A 19239-nucleotide genomic window follows, 5' to 3' on the forward strand; every position below is an offset into this window, starting at 1 on the left:
GCTTGCCTGTGTCAATCTGTCACAGAGCACGCCTCGATGGCCAAGCCAGACGCCTCGCCGCAGATTGCCAGTGCCTACGCCTACGCCGAACTTGGTGACGGCCGTGCGCAGCATGCCGCACTCGCCGAAGAATGCGCCCTGGCGATCAGCTACAACGACCTGAACCAAGCCGTGATGATGGTTTCGCCCCATCACCTGGAAGATTTCGCCGTGGGTTTCAGCCTCGGCAATGGTCTGATCTCGTCCATCGACGATATCTATGACATCCAGCTGCGCGGTCTCGGCGACAGCCGCGAAGCCCGCCTGGAAGTCAGCAGCCGCGCATTCTGGGCCATCAAGCAGCAGCGCCGGCAACTGGCTGGCAGCAGCGGTTGCGGCCTGTGCGGCGTGGATGCACTGGAGCAGGCCCTGCCCGCCCTGCAGGCGTTGCCCGGCGCACCGCTGCCGGCACTGCAGCACCTGAGCGGGTTGCGCGAACGCATCGGCGAACAGCAGCAGCTGGCACGCCACAGCGGCGCCCTGCATGCCGCCCTGTTCATCGACGCGGCGGGCGAGATCCGCCTGTGCCGCGAAGACATCGGCCGCCACAACGCTCTCGACAAACTGATTGGCGCCCTGGCCCGCGAACGTATCGACACCCGCGGCGGCTTCGCCCTGGTGACCAGCCGCTGCAGCCTGGAACTGCTGCACAAGGCCGTACGTGCCGGCATCGGCACCCTGGTGAGCCTGTCCGCCCCCACGGCACTGACCGTGGAATGGGCGCGACGCCATCGCCTCAACCTGATCCACCTGCCTCATCACAGCACGCCGCGCGTCTACAGCCCGGCGCCTGACGAAGAAGACCGACCATGAGCCTGCAACCCGTCAACCCTCGTTACAAACCCTACAACGGCCCCGCTGCGGGCTGGGGTGCGCTGAACGCCGTCACCCGCTTCTGGCTGGACAGCAAGCAGCCGTTCAAGAACCTGCGCGCCCTGCTCAAGACCAACCAGAATGGCGGCTTCGACTGCCCCGGCTGTGCCTGGGGCGACTCCCCCGAGGACGGTCGCATCAAGTTCTGCGAGAACGGCGCCAAGGCGGTCAACTGGGAAGCCACCAAACGTCGCGTGGATGCGGCGTTCTTCAAGCGCTACAGCGTCAGCCAGCTGCGCGAGCAGAGCGACTACTGGCTCGAATACCAGGGCCGCCTGACCCACCCGATGCGCTACGACGCTGCCAGCGACCGCTACGTGCAGACCAGCTGGGACGACGCCTTCGCCCTGATTGCGCAGCACCTCAAGGCGCTGCCGAGCCCGGATCACGCCGAGTTCTACACCTCCGGCCGCGCCAGCAACGAGGCCGCGTTCCTCTACCAGCTGTTCGTCCGCGCCTACGGCACCAACAACTTCCCCGACTGCTCGAACATGTGCCACGAAGCCAGCGGCGTGGCGCTGATCCAGAGCGTCGGCATCGGTAAGGGCAGCGTCACCTTCGACGACTTCGAGCACGCCGACGCCATCTTCGTGCTCGGCCAGAACCCCGGCACCAACCACCCGCGCATGCTCGAACCGCTGCGCGAGGCGGTCAAGCGTGGCGCCCAGGTGGTCTGCTTCAACCCGCTCAAGGAGCGTGGCCTGGAGCGCTTCCAGCACCCGCAGAACGCCCTGGAGATGCTCACCAACGGTTCCGAGCCGCTGAATACCGCCTTCTTCCGTCCAGCCCTGGGCGGTGACATGGCCGCCCTGCGCGGTATCGCCAAGTTCCTCCTGCAGTGGGAGCGCGAGGCGCAGGCCAAGGGCGAGCCCGCGTTGTTCGACCACGCCTTCATCGCCGAACACACCGATGGCGTCGACGCCTACCTGGCGCTGCTCGACGACACCTCCTGGGAGGTCATCGAGAACCAGTCGGGGCTGAGCCTCAGGGACATCGAGCAGGCCGCACGCATGTACCGCCGTGCCGAGCGGGTGATCATCTGCTGGGCCATGGGCATCACCCAGCACCACCATTCGGTGGCCACCATCCAGGAAATCGTCAACCTGCAACTGCTGCGCGGCAACCTCGGCCGCCCCGGCGCCGGCCTGTGCCCGGTGCGTGGCCACAGCAACGTGCAGGGCGACCGCACCATGGGCATCAACGACCGCCCACCGGTGGCGTTGCTCGACGCCATCGAGGAACGTTTCCAGTTCAAGGTGCCGCGCGAGAACGGGCACAACACCGTGGAAGCGATCAACGCCATGCTCGACGGCCACGCCAAGGTGTTCATCGGCCTCGGCGGCAACTTCGCCCAGGCCACCCCGGACAGCCCGCGCACCCACCAGGCACTGCAGAGCTGCGACCTCACCGTGCAGATCAGCACCAAGCTCAACCGCAGCCACCTGACCATGGGCAAGGATGCGCTGATCCTGCCGTGCCTCGGCCGCACCGACATCGACCGCCAGGTCGACGGTCCACAAGCGGTGACGGTGGAGGATTCGTTCAGCATGATCCACGCCTCCTACGGCCAGCTGGAACCGCTTTCCGGCAGCGAGATGCGCTCGGAGCCGGCCATCATCGCCGGCATCGCCAAGGCGACGCTGGGTGATCACCCGGTGGCCTGGGACGCACTGATCGCCAACTACGACCGCATCCGCGACCTGATCGCCGACACCATTCCCGGCTTCCAGGACTTCAACCGGCGTGTCGCCAACCCCGGCGGCTTCTACCTCGGCAACTCGGCCGGGGCCCGGCAGTGGAGCACCGCCTCCGGCAAGGCCAACTTCAAGGCCAACGCCCTGCTCGAGGACCTGCTCCCCCCGCAGGTTCGCGAAAGCGGTGAGACCCCGGACCTGATCCTGCAGACCCTGCGCTCGCACGATCAGTACAACACCACGGTGTACGGCCTCGATGACCGCTACCGGGGCGTGCGCGGCCAGCGCGACGTGCTGTTCGCCAACGAGGCGGACATCCTGCGCCTGGGCTTCAAGCCCGGCCAGAAAGTGAACATCCGCTCGCTGTGGAACGACGGTGTCGAGCGCTGCGTCAGCGGCTTCACCCTGCTGGCCTTCGACATTCCCGCCGGCCAGGCTGCGGCCTACTTCCCCGAGGCCAACCCGCTGGTGCCGCTGGAAAGTGCCGGTGTCGGCAGCAGCACGCCGACCTCCAAGTTCGTCGCCATCTGCCTCGCGGCAGCGACCGGCAGCAACCTGCTGGGCAGCAGCGCGACCAACTGACCGGCGGCCAGGAACCTCGAACGGAAATCGCCGGTCAATGGCGTAACCCCTGCCATCTGGCGGTTTCTGCATTCGAGGTGTCCATGAAGTCTCTGCAACTCTTCTTCCTTTCCCTTGGCCTGAGCAGCGCGGGCTATGCCTTTGCCGGCAGCACCGAAGCCGGCCTCGGCGGCGCCCTGGGCGGAGCGGTGGGTGCGATGGTGGGCCAGCAGGTCGGTGGCAACACCGGTGCCGCCGTGGGCGCTGGCCTGGGCGGCGCAGCCGGCAGCATGGTCGGAGCCGATCGCCGCAGCCGTACGGAAGCAGCCATCGGTGGCGCACTGGGTGCGGCGGGCGGCAACGTCGTCGGTCAGCAGGTTGGCGGCAACACCGGCGGCGTGGTCGGTGCCGCGGTCGGCGGCGGTGCCGGTGGCGCGCTGGGCAACTACATGGGCAACGCCAGCTACGACGACGATCGCCGTGGCAAGCATCGCCACTACAACGGCAAGAAGCATCGGAAACACCACAAGCACTGGCACCGTCGCTAACGCACGCCCAGTACCCAGGGTTCGTGGCGGCGACCGAAAGCGACATCGACCTGCGCCTTGAACCCTGACTGCTGATAGGCAGGCGTCCAGCCGCGCGCCTGCTCCCGGTAGGCATGGGGAACGCTCAGGCGTCCATTGTCCAGGCGGATGCTGGCGCCATAACCGCCTTGCTCCGAATGGCGGTAAGGTTCGATGCGTCCGGCCAGCAACACCTGACGCTGCCGATCCGGCCAGCGCTGGCGCAGCGCCTCAGGGTCCACCCCCGCATCCACCAGCATCAGGCGACTGGCCCGCTGTTCCTCGTGCTCCAGACGACGGCGACGCTCGTCCCGCTCCTGCTGCAGCAGTTCGCTGTCGGGGCTGGCCTGCAACTCGGCCTCGGCCAGGTTCAGCGCCTGGCGCACCTGCTCGACCTGGCGCCGGTAGCTCGGCCCATCCAGTTCCAGCACCAGCCAGACCTCGCGCGCCGGCTGTCGCCCCAGCTCGACCTGCCCGTCACCCACAGCGAACCCCAGCGCCCTGAGTTTGGCCGCGTCCAGCCAGGGCAGCTGCCAGTCGTCACCGGGGCGGCGCCAGAGCAGCTGCAGACGCGTCACGGCATCCCCCTCATCCGCCAGCCAGCCACTGGAAAAGCGCTGCAGCTCGCGCTCGCTGAGCGACAGGCGCGCCTCGGGCTCACCGCTGCGGTTGTACCAGACCCCCCCCAGGGTAACGGCGTTGCTCAGCAGCACGATACCCAGGGCCAGCCACAGGGGGCGCTTCATGCTGCACCGCCATTGGCCGTGCGCCGCCAGCGCTGCAGCAGCACCAGCAGCAGCAACGCGATCAGACCGAGCAGAAGGAAGAACAGGTAGCGTGGCAACAGCTGCCACCACCAGTCGAACAGTTTGGCGAACAGCATGATCAGGGCGAAGACCAGCCCGGTGCTGACCACTTCGCTCCAGCCACGGCGAATGCCCAACCAGATCGCCAACCCTGACAGGGCGAAGCCGAGGGTCTGATAGAACGCCTCGATCCAGCCCGTGGACCAGCCGAGATAGCTGCCGCCGCCCCAGTAGGACAGTACCAGCACCGGGCCGAGCAGATAGAGCAGCCCCATCACCCGGTAGCAGGCCGCGAACCCCAGGTAGCGGCGCTGATCCCACCCCTGCGGCACGAGCAGCAATGCGGTCAGCGGCATGAACAGCTCCGGTCGCTCCGCCAGCGACCACCAGTGCCAGCCGGCCCAGTTCCCCAGGCGCGCGGCGACGAACAGGCCGAAACAGAGCAGCGCCACCACCAGCAGCAGGCGCTGGCGGCACTGATAGGCCAGCAGCAGGGCCAGCGCGCCCCAGGGCAGCAAGGCCTTGTCGGACGGGGCGATGTTGAAGATCTGCCCGAGCATCGACAGGTTGAGCACGAAGCACACGAACGCCAGCACGGCTGCCAGCCTGGCGTAATAGCCGGAGCTGTCGCGCCGCTGCAGCCAGTGGCACAGCAGCAGGCTGCCCAGGGTACTGCCGAGCAGGATGGCGACCTGAGCGGAAGCGGCGAACAGCCCCCAGAACTGGTAGAAGAGGAAGAACAGGCCGGCGGCCAGCGCCAGCGCGCCGAACAACGAGGCCAGGCGCATGCCTAGCGACAACTGGCGGGCACGAGCGTCGGCGTCGATGTCCAGCGTCTGGCGAAAGTGCGCCAGCAGGCGTTGATGGTGGCTGCTGACCGCCTGCGCCTGAGCCTCGCTCAGTTGCAGGACCTGCTCCGCGCTCAGTGCGCTCAACTCCTCACGGAACGCAGCGATGCGGGCAGCGCGCTGCTGCGCCTGCTCACGCTCGAAATCGGACATGGGCACTCCCTGGCGAATGACTGCCCACAGCCTAGCAGGCCATCGCAGAACTACCTATGCCGGCAAGGTAGCGCTGAAAGCAGCGTCACATCGCGGCTTCACTGCAGGCCACCGGTCATCTTCTGCCGGTGCGCCAGCCGACGCAGCCGATCAGGCGCTGAGCAGGCTCGCCAGCGCCGCGCGCAAGGCATCGGGTATGGCCACCGGGCGATTGCTCGTGCGCTCGACGAAGACATGCACGAAGCGCCCCGCCGCGCAGGCCTGCTCCTCGCCCGCCCGGAAGATCGCCAGTTCGTACTGCACCGAGCTGTTGCCCAGCTTGCCGACGCGCAGCCCCACCTCGATGGCATCTGGGAAGGCGATGGAAGCGAAGTAGTCGCAACTGGAGCTGACCACGAAGCCCACCACCTCGCCGGCATGGATATCCAGGCCGCCCTCGGCGATCAGGTAGGCATTCACCGCACTGTCGAAGTAGCTGTAGTAGGTCACGTTGTTGACGTGGCCATAGATGTCGTTGTCGTGCCAGCGCGTGGTGATCGGCTGGAAATGGCGGTAGTCGCCACGCAGGTGCTGGGGTGGGTTCATGCAGGTTCCTTGGCGCGTCAGTAGGCGGACTGGTAGATGGCCAGGGCCTGCTGTTCGTTCATCTCACGTGGATTGTTCACCAGCAGGCGCTGCTGCAGCATGGCGTCCGCCGCCAGCGTCGGCAACATGGCCTCGCTGACAGCGGCGTCGCGCAGGCGCGTCGGCAGGCCGCTGCGCTCGCTGAAGGCGGCCAGGGCCTCGATCAGTTGCCCGGTCTGCGCAGCCGCAGTGCCAGGTCGCAGTCGATCGCCAAGCACCAGCGGCGCCAGCTCGGCATACAGCGGTGCGGCAACCGGCGCATTGAATGCCAGCACCTGCGGCAGCACCAGGGCATTGGACAGGCCATGGGGAATATGGAAGTGCCCGCCCAGCGGATAGGCCAGCGCATGCACCGCCGCCACCGGCGCGTTGGCGAATGCCTGGCCGGCCAGGCAGGCGCCGAGCAGCATGGCCTGACGGGCCTGGCGGTTGCCGCCATTACCCACCACCTCGTCGAGATTCCCGGCCAGCAGACGCAGCGCCTCACGCGCCAGGAGATCGGAGATGGGGTTCTTCTTCAGCGCGCTGGTGTAGGCCTCGATGGCGTGCACCATGGCATCGATGCCGGTCGCGGCGGTCACCGCCGGCGGCAGCCCCAGGGTCAGGTCGGCGTCGAGCAGTGCCAGATCGGGCAGCAGCAGCGGGGAGACCACGCCCATCTTGGTCGTCTCGCCGGTGGTGACGATGGCAATGGGGGTAACCTCGGAGCCGGTACCGGCGGTGGTCGGGATCTGGATCAGCGGCAGGCGCCGACCACGCGCGTTGCCCACGCCGTAGATCTGCGCCAGCCCCTGGTCGCAGTCGGGATGCCCGAGCAGCGCCACCAGCTTGGCCACGTCCATCGAACTGCCGCCGCCAAAGCCGATCACCAGCTCCGCCTGCTGCTCGCGGGCCTGGGCCACGGCGGCCAGCACCACCGCCTCGGGCGGGTCGGCCAGCACCTGATCGAATACCCGCACGTCCATCCCGGCACGGGCAAAGCCCGGCAACAACGGGGCGAGCAGACCGAGCCGGGTGATGCCCGGATCGGTGACGATCAGCACGCGGCGAGCGCCACGCTCATGGCAGAGTTCGGCCAGCCTCAGGCTGGCGCCGGATTCGCAGAGAATCTGCGCGGTGGTGGTGAAGCTGAAAGGGTGCATGCAGTGCTCCTCTTGTTGTAGTCGTGGCCTCGGGTATCACTGACGGTGCAAGCGCCGGCTTGCCGGGCCCTGCACCGTCGCTCGGTCAGAAGGCGAAGCTCTCCTCGGCCATGGCCATCAGGCAGTCCGCACCACCCAGCAGCGCCTCGCGGTGGGCACTGGCGCGCGGCAGCACACGGCGCAGGTAGAACTGCGCGCTGTGCAGCTTGGCCTGGTAGAAGTCCGCCTCGGCGCTGCCGGCGTCCAGCGCCTGCTGGGCTCGCGCCGCAGCCTGCAACCAGAAGCCGGCCAGCAGTACGTAGGCCGAGTACTGGAGAAAGTCCACCGAGGTGGCGCCAATCTCCTGCGGGTCGCGCTGGCAAGCCGCGAGCAGCGCCGCGCTCAGCTCCCGCCACTCGCCGATTCGGCCCTGCACGACCCTGGCCATCTCCGCCAGGCGCGGATGCTCGGCCTGAGCATCGCACAGCTCGCTGAACTCGGCCTGCAGCGCAGACAGTTCGCTGCCGCCATCACCCAGGACCTTGCGGCGGATGTAGTCCAGCGCCTGGATGCCATTGGTGCCTTCGTAGAGCTGGGTGATACGGCTGTCGCGCATCAGCTGCTCCATGCCCCATTCACGGATGAAGCCATGGCCGCCGTAGACCTGCACCGCATGGCTGGCCACCTCCTGGCCCATGTCGGTGAAGAACGCCTTGACCACGGGGATCAGCAGCGCCGCACGCTTGCCAGCCGCCTTGCGGCTCTCGCCGTCCTCGGCGGCGTGTTCCAGGTCCAGCTGGCGCGCGGTATAGGCGGCGAGCATGCGGCAGCCTTCGAGCAGGCTTTTCTGGGTCAGCAGCATGCGCCGCACGTCAGGGTGATTGATGATCGGATCGGCCGGTTTGTCCGGCGCCTGCACGCCTGTCAGCCCCCGCGACTGCAAACGCTCGCGGGCATAGCGCAACGCGCCCTGGAAGGCCGCCTCGCCGATCCCCAGGCCCTGCAGACCGACCTGGAAGCGCGCGTCGTTCATCATGGTGAACATGCAGGCCAGGCCCTGATTGGCCTCGCCGACCAGCCAGCCCGTCGCACCGTCGAAGTTCATCACGCAGGTGGAGGCGCCCTTGATCCCCATCTTGTGCTCGATGGCGCCGCAGCTCAGGGCATTGCGCTCGCCCGGCGTGCCGTCGGCCGCGGCGATGAACTTCGGCACCAGCAACAGGCTGATGCCCTTCACCCCGGCAGGCGCATCCGGCAGGCGCGCCAGCACCAGGTGGACGATGTTCTCCGACAGGTCCTGCTCGCCGCCACTGATGAAGATCTTGTTGCCGCTCACCCGGTAGCTGCCATCGGCCTGCGGTTCGGCACGGGTGCGCAGCAGTGCCAGGTCGGTGCCGGCCTGCGGCTCGGTCAGGCACATGGTGCCGGCCCACTGACCGCTGACCAGTTTGTCCAGGTAGCCCTGCTTGAGCGCTTCGCTGCCATGCCGGTGCAGCGCCAGCACCGCCCCCTCGGTAAGCCCGGAGTACACGCGGAAGGACAGTGACGCGCCCATCAGCATCTCGTGAAAGGCGAACGCCACCAGCTGCGGGAAACCCTGGCCGCCATGTTCCAGCGGCCCGGTCATGCTCGCCCAGCCGTTGTCCACGTACTGCCGGTAGGCCTCGCGAAAGCCCCGGGGCGTCGTCACGCAGCCATCCTCGAGCCGGCAGCCCTCTTCATCGCTGTTGCGATTGAGCGGGGCGACCTCGCCCGCAGCGAAGGCGGCAGCCTCCTCGAGAACCCCGTCGATCAGCTCGCGATCCAGGCCGTTGCCCAGGCGTTCGCAGTGGCCGGCGGCATCGAACAGTTCGTGCAGCACGAAGCGCATGTCGCGCAGAGGTGCCTGGTAGCTCATGCCTTACCCTCCTGAACATCGGCAAAGGTCTTGTGCTCCTGCACCAGGCGCTCGATCAGCGCCGCAGGCTGCCAGTGTGCGCCGAAGCGTTCGGCCAGCAGCAACAGGCGCTGGCGGATGGCGGCCAGGCCCTGAGCATCGGCCCAGCTCATCGGCCCGCCACGCTCGGCGGGGAAGCCATAACCGTTGAGGTAGACCCGATCGATATCCGCGCTGCTGACGGCGATGTTCTCCTCGAGGATCTTCGCCCCCTCGTTGACCAGCGCCAGCAGGCAACGCTCGACGATCTCCTCGGTGCCGACATCGCGACGGACGAACCCGAGGCGCTCCGATTGCATCTGCACCAGGCCGTCGACGGCCGGATCATGTTCCGCCTGACGGCTACCCGGCGCGTACAGGTAGTAGCCCTTGCCGCTCTTCTGGCCGAAGCGTCCCAGTTCGCACAGGCGGTTATCCACCTGCACGGCCGGGTCGTCCTGGCCCTGCCCGGACAGCTCGCGGGCCCGCCACTCCAGGTCGATACCGACCACGTCGTACATGCGGAACGGCCCCATGGCGAAACCGAACCCCTGCAATGCCGCGTCCACCTGGTGCGGCCAGGCGCCTTCGAGCAGCAGCATGCGCGCCTCGCGTACGTAGGTGTGCAGCATGCGATTGCCGATGAAACCGTGGCAGTTGCCGGCGACCACCGCCACCTTGCCCATGCGCGTGCCCAGTGCCACGGCGGCCTGCAGCACGGCCGGCGCGGTGCTGGCGCCGCGTACGATTTCCAGCAGTTTCATGATGTGCGCCGGGCTGAAGAAGTGCAGCCCGAGCACCGCTTCGGGGCGCGAGGTGACCGCAGCGATGGCGTCGATGTCCAGCGCCGAGGTGTTGCTGGCGAGCAACGCCCCGGGCTTCATCACCGCGTCCAGCTCACGGAAGATCTGCTGCTTGAGCTCGAGATTCTCGTACACCGCCTCGATCACCAGGTCGGCATCGGCCAGCGCCGGATAGCCATCCACCGCCTCGACGAGGGCACGCCGCGCGGCCGCCTCGGGCGCATCGATACGGCCCTTGGCGACGTTATGCGCCCAGGTCTCCTCGGCCATCTGCAGACCGGAGTCGAGCATCTGCCGGTTGTTGTCCAGCCAGAGCACCCGCAGGCCGGCATTGGCCAGGCTGATGACGATACCGCGGCCCATCGTGCCGGCGCCGATCACGGCGGCACAGCGAAGCGGCGAGACGGTGTTGTTCATTGTTGTTCCTCTCGAAAGCGCCCAAAAGCTTGGGTCACGATAAGCAAGCCGCTACTATTTTTGAAATTTAGTCTTGTGATACGACGTATTCAGCAGATGAATTTCAGCAACTTCGACCTCAACCTGCTGCGCGTGCTCGACGCCCTGCTGCGCGAGCAGAACGTCTCGCGCGCCGCCGAACGCCTGGCACTGAGCCAGCCGGCCGTGAGCAATGCCCTGAACCGCCTGCGCGAGCTGCTCGACGACCCGCTGCTGGTGCGCGTGGGCAGGCGCATGCAACCCACGCCACGGGCGCTGGCCCTGGAGGCGCCGATCCGCAGCGCCCTGCGCCAGCTGGAGCAGAGCCTGAGCGCCGGCGAGTCCTTCGTGCCCGGCGAGAGCCGCCAGCGCTTTCGCATCGCCGTCACCGACTACGTCGAGCTGGTGTGCATGCCTCGCCTGCTCGACCGCCTCAGCCGTCACGCACCGGGCGTCGGCATCGACATTCGCCACCTCAGCCCAAGCCTGCCGATGGAAGCGCTGGACAAGGGCGAGCTGGACCTGGTGCTGGGACGCTTCGACGAGCTGCCCGCACGCTTCGCCCGCCGCCACTGGATGAGCGAGACGCTCAAACTGGCGGCGCGCAACGACCATCCGCTGTTGCAGGAGCCGCCGGAGCTCAGTGTGTTCCTGCGCCTGCGCCACCTCTGGGTACACGGTGGACAGACCCGTGGCATGGTCGATCAGTGGCTCGGCGAACAGGGTCTGTCGCGGCAGATTCTCTACACCACGCCGAACTACCTGCAGGCCGCGCACATCGTCGCCGGCAGCGAGCTGACCGCCGTGCTGCCCACCGCCCTGGCCCGGCATTTCGCCAGCCTGCTGCCGCTGCGGCTGTTCGACCTGCCCTTCACCCTCGGCCCGTTCCACCTGGAGGTGGTCAGCCTGGCCCAGCGCCAGCGTGACGCCGCGCTGCAATGGCTGATCGAGGAGATCATCGCGGTGGCCGGTTGATCAGCACACCGCGCTATTGCCGCTCACCCGCCCGTGCATCGGCGCGGCCACCCAGGTACCAGCCGAGCAGGCCCCACAGCGCGGCGCAGAACGCGCCGACCACGGCGACCAGCCAGGTACCCTGGCCGAGCATGTCCAGGCCGGCCTTGGCCCAGCCACTGAGGGCGTCGCCGCCGCGATAGACCACCGTGTCGATGAAGTTCTTCACCTTGTACTTGCTCTCGGCATCCAGCGGCGCGAACAGCATCTCGCGCCCCGGACGCACGAAGGCGTACTCGCCGATGCGCCGCACGATCATCAGCCCCGCCAGCATGGCGAAGGTCGGCGCCAGCGCCAGGCCGATGAAACCGAGGCTGACCAGGGCCGGCACCAGCGCCAGCAACACCCGCACCCCGAGCCGCTGCGCCAGCCGCCCGGTGATGAACAGCTGTGCGCTCAGCGCACCGGCCTGCACCACGAAATCGATCCCCCCGAATACCCGGACCTGCTCGGCACGGTCCGGGAACAGCGCAGCCACCAGGCGTGCCTGCTCGAAGTAGAGAAAGGTGCTCACCGAGGTCAGCAGCAGAATGAAGGCGCCGATGCCCAGCAGGTAGCGCGAGCGCAGCAGGCGGGTCAGGCCACTGAACGGATTGCCCGCCACCGGCCGGAGCGGGCTTTCACTGGCCTGCGCCCCGGGTCGACCGGCGCCCCGCCCTTCGCGCCAGCCCATCAGGTAACGCTTGAGCGAGATGGCCACGCCCAGCAGCACGGCGGCCATCAGCATCAGGCCCGACTCCCCCACGTAGCCGACCAGCAGCGTGCTCAGCAGCGGACCGCAGAGCCCGCCGACACTGGCGCCGGCGGCGATGAAGGCGAACAGGCGGCGGGCCTGGGCCGCATCGAACACATCGGCCATCAGGCTCCAGGCCACCGACACGACGAACAGGTTGTAGACCGATATCCACACGTAGAACACCCGCGCCAGCCAGACGCTGTCGTGATCGAGGCGAAACAGCAGGACGAAGGCGAGCAGGTTGAGGCAGAAGAAGCCGTACACCCAGTCGATGAACTGAATGCGCGGGACCTTCGAGTTGAGCCAGGCGAACAGCGGCACGGCCAGCAACATGACGACGAAGGTGGCGCTGAACAGCCACTGCAGGTTGCTCACCCCACCCGTGATGCCCATCGCCTCGCGGATCGGCCGCAGCATGAAATAGCCGGCGAACAGGCAGAAGAACAGGGCGAAACCGGCGAGCACCGCCGGCAGTTCCCCGCATTCGGCATTGACTGCCCGTGCCAGGCGCCGGGTGAGCGCCTGCATCTCAGGCGAACAGCTCGACGATGCGCTGGCGCTGGGCCGCGTCGGGCAACTTGCCCTGCCCGGCCAGCAGGTTGTCGGCCATGTAGCGCGGCGTGGAGGTGGCCGGAATGACCGCCGTCACGGCGGGCTGGGCGAGGATGAACTTGAGCATCAACTGCGCCCAGGAGGTCGCACCCAGCTCCACGGCCACCCAGTCGGGCAGGCTCCTGCCGCGCACCCGGTCGAACAGTGCGGCGCGCTGGAAGGGGCGGTTGATCAGCACCGCGATGCCCTTGTCGGCACAGAACGGCAACAGCTCGCGCTCGGCGTTGCGTTCGCCGATGGAGTAGTTGAACTGGACGAAGTCCACCGGCTCCTGGCGCAGCACCTGCAGCAGGCGCTCATGGGCGGAGTCCAGGTAATGGGTGACGCCGATGTAGCGCACCCGACCCTGCGCCTTCAGTTCACGCAGCAGGCCGAGCTGGGTGTGGGTGTCCTGCAGGTTGTGCACCTGCATCAGGTCGATGGTGTCAGTGCGCAACGCGGCGAAGCTGGCCTCGACCTGGCGCTCCCCGGCCGCACGCCCCGTGGACGATACCTTGCTGGCCAGGAACAGCCGCTTGCGCATGTCGTCCTCCGCCGCCAGCGCACCGCAGACCGCCTCCGCCCGCCCGTAGCTGGGCGCGGTGTCCACCAGGCTGGCACCGCCATTGGCCAGCGTGCGCAGCACCTCGCGCAGGGGCTCCAGCGCTGCGTCCGTCATGGCGACATCGTGCGTGCGCGACGTGCCCAGCCCCACTACCGGCAGCAGCTCACCGGTACTGGGTATGGGCCTGCTCATCAGGCCGCTGGAGGCGAAGGCGGATGATGGCAACCAGGGCATCAGGGCGGCGAGCGCCGCCAGGCTGGCGCTACCGTGCAGGAATCGACGACGGCTGGGCATGGCGTGGAACCTCTAACGGTGACCGAAGGGTTATAGGCACAGACCACGCCCGGACCAAGGCGTTACAGCGATCGACACATCATCAGCAAAGAGGGGCAGGATGGGCGCAGCCCAGATGAACCGGGGTGCAGGCGTGAAGCGAGGGGATTGGCGGCGCAATATCCGGTAACCAAAAACGCCGCTGCGCCAAGGCGGGATGGGGGGCGCAGCGGTCGGGAAACCTGCTCAGGCAGCGCGCGAGGCGGATTCGCTGATCAGCATGCCGTGGGAGACCAGATAACAGCGTCGTCCGTTCTGCAACGTCAAGGGGGTACGGCTGGAGATCACCCAGCCGCTGCTGAGCAGGTGCTCGATATGGGCACGCAGTGCAGGTAAATGGCGCTGTTCCTTCATGGCCGACCTCTCGTTGAATGGGTGATCTCACACCCGCTGACTCATCCGTGACGCATATCGCAAAATGGTAGTAGCCCTGTGCCAGGGCTGTCAGCGGCGCGATCGTGCATTTTTTTGTAGGACATTCGCTATACCCCCCACGCCATCAGGGCTGGGCCAGTTCCGCCTGCCCCTCATCCTGCTCCGCCGTGAAGACCAGGTAATCGTCCTCCAGCCTGCCGTAGCGCAACTGCAGCAGATCCAGCAGGTAGTTCTGGTGCAACTTCCAGGGCACCCGGTCGCCCTGCGCCGGCAGCAGGTGCGCAGCGCGCTCGATGTAGCCGGACTGCAGGTCGAGAAACGGCTGTGGACGCACCTGGCCGTCGCCGTCGCGTGGCGTCACCTGGCGCATGCCGGTGGCGTCCATGTGCCGTATCAGGCGGCAGAAGTATTCGCTGGACAGGTCGGCCTTGAGCGTCCAGCTGGCGTTGGTGTAGCCCATCACCACCGCCAGATTGGGCAGATCACGCAACATGATGCCGCGATAGCCCATGCTCTTCGGCGCCTCGAACGGCGCGCCATCGACGCTCACGGCAATGCCGCCGAACAACTGCAGCTGCAGGCCGGTGGCGCTGACGACCACCTCGGCCTCGAGCTCCTCGTCATTGCTCAGGCGCACGCCGTGCACGGTGAAACGCTCGATCTCGGCCGTCACCACCTGCGCCTTGCCCTGCCGCAGCACGCGGAACAGATCACCGTCCGGCACCGCGCACACGCGCTGGTCCCAGGGTTTGTAGCTCGGGCTGAAGTGCTGCGGATCGACCGTCCCCAGCTGCCGCCGCACCAGCCCCAGCAGCACCCGGCGCACCAGCCCCGGGAACCGCTTGGCCAGCTTGTAGAAGATCAGCTGCAAGGTCACGTTGCGCCCGCGCGCCAGGCGGTAGACCCAGGTTTCCGGCAATACCCGGCGCAGCGCGTTGGACAGCGCATCGCGTTGCGGCAGGTTGATCACGTAGCTGGGCGAACGCTGCAGCATGGTGACCTGCGCGCCCGCCTCGGCCAGCGCCGGCACCAGCGTCACGGCGGTCGCACCGCTGCCGATCACCAGCACCCGCTTGCCGCTGCAGTCGAAGCCCTGCGGCCAGGACTGCGGATGGATGAAGGTGCCCCGGTAGGCCTCGCGCCCGGCGAACGCCGGGGTGTAGCCCGCCTCGTAGCGGTAGTAGCCGGTGCACATCATCAGGAAGCGGCAGCTCATGCGCAGCGGCTCGTCCTCATCACCCCGCTGCACCCGCAGTTGCCAGGTGGCGCTGGCACTGCACCAGTTCGCCTCGAGCACCCGGTGCTGATAGCGGATCAGCCGATCGACGCCCTGCTCACGAGCGGTGTCCTCGATGTAGCGGCGAATCGACGGCCCGTCGGCGATGGCCTGCGGATCGCTCCAGGGCCTGAAGTTGTAGCCCAGCGTGTACATGTCCGAGTCGGAACGGATGCCCGGATAGCGGAACAGGTCCCAGGTCCCGCCCATGACCTGTCGCCCCTCGAGAATGGCGAAACGCTTGTCGGCGCACAGGCGCTTGAGATGGCAGGCGGCGCCGATACCGGACAGGCCGGCACCGATGATCAGGACATCCAGGTGTTCCACGGACATGGCACGCACTCGCGAGAGAAGGACGGTCGACACAGACTCACCTTAGTTGATCGCCCTGTCATCCGACCTTCGATTGGTCCGTCACGGCGCGCGCGTGCCTCGACTGGCCGGCGAGGCCTCTGCGGCGCTAAGCTGTCTCCATGACCACGCCCTACCTGACCCCGCTTCAGACCAGCAGCAAGGATGCCGCCAACGGCCTGCGGATTGGCGGCGACTGGACGCTGGCCCACTACGCCCGGCTAGAACCCCAGGTGCTGGCTCTGCGCGAGCGCCTGCAGGGCGAGGAGCCGGTCGATCTCAGCACCTTGGCCGCACTGGATACCGCGGGCGCCGCGCTGCTGGTGGAGCTGTTCGGCAGCGCGCGCCTGCGCCAGCTCACGGAGCGGAGCGCGCTGAACAGCCAGCGCCGTGCGCTGCTGCTGGCGGTGGCCGATGCCATGGCCGACAGCCGGCAGGCGCAGACACCTGGCGAGCCGTCGGTGCTGCGCGAAGTGCTTGGGCATATCGGCGAGGTCGTCGAGGGCATGTGGCACCAGGGGCGGGCGCTGCTCGGTTTCATGGGCCTGACCCTGAGCGGCATGCTCGCCATCCTGATACGCCCACGGCGCTGGCGCCTGACGTCGCTGGCCGCGCACCTGGAGCAGTGCGGGCTCAACGCCGTACCCATCGTCGCCCTACTGACCTTCCTGGTCGGCGCCGTGGTGGCCTTCCTCGGCGCCACCATCCTCGCGGACTTCGGCGCCAGCATCTACACGGTGAACCTGGTTGCCTTCTCCTTCCTGCGCGAGTTCGGCGTGCTGCTCACCGCCATCCTCATGGCCGGACGCACCGCCAGCGCCTTCACCGCGCAGATCGGCTCGATGAAAGCCAACGAGGAGATCGACGCCATCCGCACCCTGGGCCTGAGCCCCGTCGAGCTGCTGGTGCTGCCTCGGGTGTTCGCCATGCTCATCGCCCTGCCGATCCTGACCTTCATCGCCATGCTCAGCGGCATGCTCGGCGGCGCCCTGGTCTGCGCAGTGGCGCTGGACATTCCGTCGGCGATGTACCTGTCGATCCTGCAGGACAGCGACCTGCTGCGGCATTTCCTGGTCGGCCTGCTCAAGGCGCCGATCTTCGCCTTCCTGATCGCCCTGATCGGCTGCCTGGAAGGCTTCAAGGTCAGCGGCAGCGCCCAGTCGGTGGGCGAACACACCACTTCGGCGGTGGTGCAGTCGATCTTCGTGGTCATCCTGCTCGACGCGCTGGCTGCCTTGTTCCTGATGGAGATGGGCTGGTGACGCGCGAGGCGATCATCGAGGTGCGCGACCTGAGCAACCGCTTCGGCAGCCAGGTGGTGCACGAGCACCTGGATTTCGATCTCTATCGCGGCGAAATTCTCGGCGTGGTCGGCGGCTCCGGTACCGGCAAGTCGGTGCTGTTGCGCAGCATCGTCGGCCTGCGCCGCCCCAACGCTGGCACCGTGCGGGTATTCGGCGAAGAGCTGCTGAGCCTGCCGGCCGAGAAGCGCTCGCAGCTGGAGCGCCGTTTCGGCGTGCTCTACCAGCGCGGCGCGCTGTTCTCCTCGCTGACGGTCAGCGAGAACATCGCCCTGCCACTGATCGAGCATGCCGGCCTGTCACGTGCCGCCGCCGAGCGCCTGGCACGGGTCAAGATCGCCCTGGCCGGCCTGCCACAGGACGCCGCCGACAAGTACCCCAGCTCGCTGTCCGGTGGCATGGTCAAGCGTGCCGCACTCGCCCGGGCGCTGGCGCTGGACCCGGACATCCTGTTTCTCGATGAACCCACTGCCGGCCTCGACCCGATCGGTGCGGCGGCCTTCGACCAGTTGATCCGTACCCTCAGCGACAGCCTGGGGCTGAGCGTGTTTCTGGTGACCCACGACCTCGACACGCTCTACAGCATCTGCGACCGGGTCGCGGTGCTGGCGCAGAAAAAGGTGCTGGTGGCCGACCGCCTGGAGGTGGTGGCCGCCACCGACGACAGCTGGATTCAGGCATATTTTCACGGCCCGCGTGGACGCGCAGCCGCACAGGCCGCGACCGCGGCAGGGAGTCAATGAATGGAACCCAGAGCCCATCACGTGCTGATCGGCCTGTTCACCGTGCTCACGGTGGGTGCCGCGCTGCTGTTCGGCCTGTGGCTGAACAGCAGCAGCTCCGATCGCGCCTTCACCGACTACGAGGTGATCTTCAACGAGGCAGTCACCGGGCTGTCCCAGGGCAGCGCCGTGCAGTACAGCGGCATCAAGGTCGGCGACGTGGTCAGCCTCGGCCTCGACCCGAACGATCCACGCACCGTACGGGCGCGCATCCGCATCGTCGGCAACACCCCGATCAAGCAGGACACCCGCGCCCGCCTGGCGATCACCGGCATCACCGGCCTGGCGGTGATCCAGCTGCATGGTGGCAGCCCGGAAAGTCCGGCGCTGGAAGGCGAGCACGGCCAACCGGGGATCATCATCGCCGATCGCTCGCCACTGTCACGCCTGATGGCCAACGGCGAGGACCTGCTGGTCAACATCACCCGCCTGCTCAACCGGGCCAACCGCATGCTGTCGCGGGAGAATGCCGAACGGGTGTCACGCACCCTGGACAACCTGGAGCGCACCACCGCCGGGCTGGCCGATCAGCGCGACGATCTCGGCGCCGCCATGCAGCAGGTCGGCGCCGCCACCCGCGAAGCCGCCGCACTGATGCGCACGGCCAACCGCCTGCTCGACGGCCAGGGCACGCAGGTGATGGAGAACGCCGAACGCCTGATGGCCTCGCTGGAACGCAGCAGCCGCAACATCGAGGAGCTGCTGGCGAACAACCGCAGCGCCCTGGACAACGGCATGCAGGGGCTCAGCGAGCTTGGCCCGGCCATCGCCGAGCTGCACGAAACCCTCAGCGCCCTGCGCGGCTTCTCCCGCCGCCTGGAGCAGGACCCCACCGGCTACCTGCTGCGCAACGACAGCATCAAGGAGTTCCAACCATGAAGCACCTGCTGCCGCTGCTGATGGCCGGCCTGCTCGGCGCCTGTTCGATCCTGCCGCAGAGCGAACCGCTGGATATCTACCTGCTGCCCGGCAGCACGCTGCCGGCGCAGCAGCAGCGCGTCGACTGGTCATTGCGGGTGAGCAGCCCGAGCAGCGGCCAGTTGCTCGATGGCACGCGCATCGTCGTGCTGCCCGAGCCCGGGCGAGTCAACACCTACCAGGGCGCGCGCTGGAGCGAACGCACGCCGCAGTTGCTGCGCGGCCGGCTGCTGGACGCCTTTCACGATGACGGGCGGATACAGGCGCTGAGCAACGATGAACAGCGCCTGCAGGCCGACCTGGAACTGGTCAGCGACCTGCGCAGCTTTCACAGCCAGTATCAGGACGGTCGTCCGGTGGCGCTGATCCAGCTCGATGCGCGCCTGGTCAACCCGCGCGATCAGCGCATCCTCGCCAGCCGCCGTTTCAGCGCCAGTCAGCCGGCGACCGACACCTCGATAACGGCGGTGGTGGCCGCATTCGGCCAGGCCGGCGATCGTCTGTCTCGCGAGCTGGTGGACTGGACCCTGAGCGAAGGACAGCGCAAGCGCTGATCGAC

At 67.7% G+C, this 19239-nt stretch carries 18 protein-coding genes; 8 read left to right on the forward strand and 10 right to left on the reverse strand.

Translation table 11 applies throughout. The features are described 5' to 3' along the window. The first annotated feature begins 36 nt into the window (after nt 1-36). From fdhD to E4487_RS10375, 3 genes are all read left to right on the forward strand, one after another. On the forward strand, nt 37-852 hold the full coding sequence (gene fdhD, locus E4487_RS10365) for a formate dehydrogenase accessory sulfurtransferase FdhD (protein ID WP_134678171.1): 816 nt from the start codon (nt 37-39) through the stop codon (nt 850-852). Beyond that, nucleotides 849-3188 (forward strand): FdhF/YdeP family oxidoreductase, encoded by a 2340-nt coding sequence (locus E4487_RS10370; RefSeq protein WP_175253288.1) that lies wholly within the window; start codon nt 849-851, stop codon nt 3186-3188. The genes fdhD and E4487_RS10370 overlap by 4 nt, the downstream gene beginning before the upstream one ends. Nucleotides 3189-3271: 83 nt before the next feature. After that, nucleotides 3272-3715: a glycine zipper domain-containing protein gene (locus E4487_RS10375; protein WP_150607647.1), complete on the forward strand. Its 444-nt coding sequence runs from the start codon at nt 3272-3274 to the stop codon at nt 3713-3715. Here the strand turns inward: E4487_RS10375 and E4487_RS10380 are convergent. The 6 genes from E4487_RS10380 to E4487_RS10405 all read right to left on the reverse strand — a co-directional run bounded on the left by E4487_RS10380 (nt 3712) and on the right by E4487_RS10405 (nt 10420). Further along, a complete protein-coding gene (locus tag E4487_RS10380; protein WP_175253289.1) occupies nt 3712-4479 on the reverse strand; it encodes a DUF4824 family protein in 768 nt (255 codons plus the stop codon). The genes E4487_RS10375 and E4487_RS10380 overlap by 4 nt on opposite strands. After that, nucleotides 4476-5540 carry a DUF2157 domain-containing protein gene (locus E4487_RS10385; RefSeq protein ID WP_175253290.1) on the reverse strand — a complete coding sequence of 355 codons (1065 nt, stop codon included), beginning with the start codon at nt 5538-5540 and terminating at the stop codon, nt 4476-4478. Before E4487_RS10385 ends, E4487_RS10380 begins: the two co-directional genes overlap by 4 nt. A 150-nt stretch (nt 5541-5690) precedes the next feature. Beyond that, entirely contained in the window at nt 5691-6125 is a 435-nt protein-coding gene (locus E4487_RS10390) for a thioesterase family protein (RefSeq protein WP_037050180.1), read from the reverse strand. Between the two features lie 17 nt (nt 6126-6142). Next, on the reverse strand, nt 6143-7306 hold the full coding sequence (locus E4487_RS10395; RefSeq protein ID WP_175253291.1) for an iron-containing alcohol dehydrogenase: 1164 nt from the start codon (nt 7304-7306) through the stop codon (nt 6143-6145). 85 nt (nt 7307-7391) lie between these two features. Beyond that, nucleotides 7392-9182 (reverse strand): acyl-CoA dehydrogenase C-terminal domain-containing protein, encoded by a 1791-nt coding sequence (locus tag E4487_RS10400; RefSeq protein WP_175253292.1) that lies wholly within the window; start codon nt 9180-9182, stop codon nt 7392-7394. Beyond that, complete coding sequence (locus tag E4487_RS10405) at nt 9179-10420, reverse strand: 3-hydroxyacyl-CoA dehydrogenase (protein WP_175253293.1); 1242 nt, start codon at nt 10418-10420, stop codon at nt 9179-9181. The genes E4487_RS10400 and E4487_RS10405 overlap by 4 nt, the downstream gene beginning before the upstream one ends. Before the next feature lie 96 nt (nt 10421-10516). Between E4487_RS10405 and E4487_RS10410 the strand changes: the two genes are divergently transcribed. Next, nucleotides 10517-11413: a LysR family transcriptional regulator gene (locus tag E4487_RS10410; RefSeq protein ID WP_175253294.1), complete on the forward strand. Its 897-nt coding sequence runs from the start codon at nt 10517-10519 to the stop codon at nt 11411-11413. 13 nt (nt 11414-11426) lie between these two features. Here E4487_RS10410 and E4487_RS10415 read toward each other — a convergent pair whose 3' ends face one another. The 4 genes from E4487_RS10415 to E4487_RS10430 form a co-directional block, all read right to left on the reverse strand. Then, nucleotides 11427-12716 carry an NTP/NDP exchange transporter gene (locus E4487_RS10415; protein WP_175253295.1) on the reverse strand — a complete coding sequence of 430 codons (1290 nt, stop codon included), beginning with the start codon at nt 12714-12716 and terminating at the stop codon, nt 11427-11429. Nucleotide 12717: 1 nt separating this feature from the next. Next, on the reverse strand, nt 12718-13638 hold the full coding sequence (locus E4487_RS10420; protein WP_175253296.1) for an aldo/keto reductase: 921 nt from the start codon (nt 13636-13638) through the stop codon (nt 12718-12720). 225 nt (nt 13639-13863) lie between these two features. Continuing rightward, nucleotides 13864-14031 carry a hypothetical protein gene (locus tag E4487_RS10425; RefSeq protein ID WP_167494397.1) on the reverse strand — a complete coding sequence of 56 codons (168 nt, stop codon included), beginning with the start codon at nt 14029-14031 and terminating at the stop codon, nt 13864-13866. 145 nt (nt 14032-14176) lie between these two features. Continuing rightward, nucleotides 14177-15661, reverse strand: a complete 1485-nt coding sequence (locus E4487_RS10430) for an NAD(P)/FAD-dependent oxidoreductase (RefSeq protein WP_175253297.1) — start codon at nt 15659-15661, stop codon at nt 14177-14179. A 140-nt stretch (nt 15662-15801) separates the two neighbouring features. Between E4487_RS10430 and E4487_RS10435 the strand changes: the two genes are divergently transcribed. From E4487_RS10435 to E4487_RS10450, 4 genes are read left to right on the forward strand one after another with little or no spacing between them, the layout of a single operon-like run. Next, nucleotides 15802-16941, forward strand: coding sequence for an ABC transporter permease (locus E4487_RS10435; protein ID WP_134678159.1), 1140 nt, complete (start codon nt 15802-15804; stop codon nt 16939-16941). After that, on the forward strand, nt 16938-17723 hold the full coding sequence (locus E4487_RS10440) for an ABC transporter ATP-binding protein (RefSeq protein WP_037050207.1): 786 nt from the start codon (nt 16938-16940) through the stop codon (nt 17721-17723). Before E4487_RS10435 ends, E4487_RS10440 begins: the two co-directional genes overlap by 4 nt. Then, complete coding sequence (locus tag E4487_RS10445) at nt 17724-18641, forward strand: MlaD family protein (RefSeq protein WP_037050208.1); 918 nt, start codon at nt 17724-17726, stop codon at nt 18639-18641. Then, on the forward strand, nt 18638-19234 hold the full coding sequence (locus E4487_RS10450; protein WP_037050211.1) for an ABC-type transport auxiliary lipoprotein family protein: 597 nt from the start codon (nt 18638-18640) through the stop codon (nt 19232-19234). The genes E4487_RS10445 and E4487_RS10450 overlap by 4 nt, the downstream gene beginning before the upstream one ends. Nucleotides 19235-19239: the final 5 nt, after the last annotated feature.

It is taken from the genome of Pseudomonas sp. BMW13 (assembly GCF_013357275.1).
Taxonomy (GTDB): domain Bacteria; phylum Pseudomonadota; class Gammaproteobacteria; order Pseudomonadales; family Pseudomonadaceae; genus Aquipseudomonas; species Aquipseudomonas khazarica.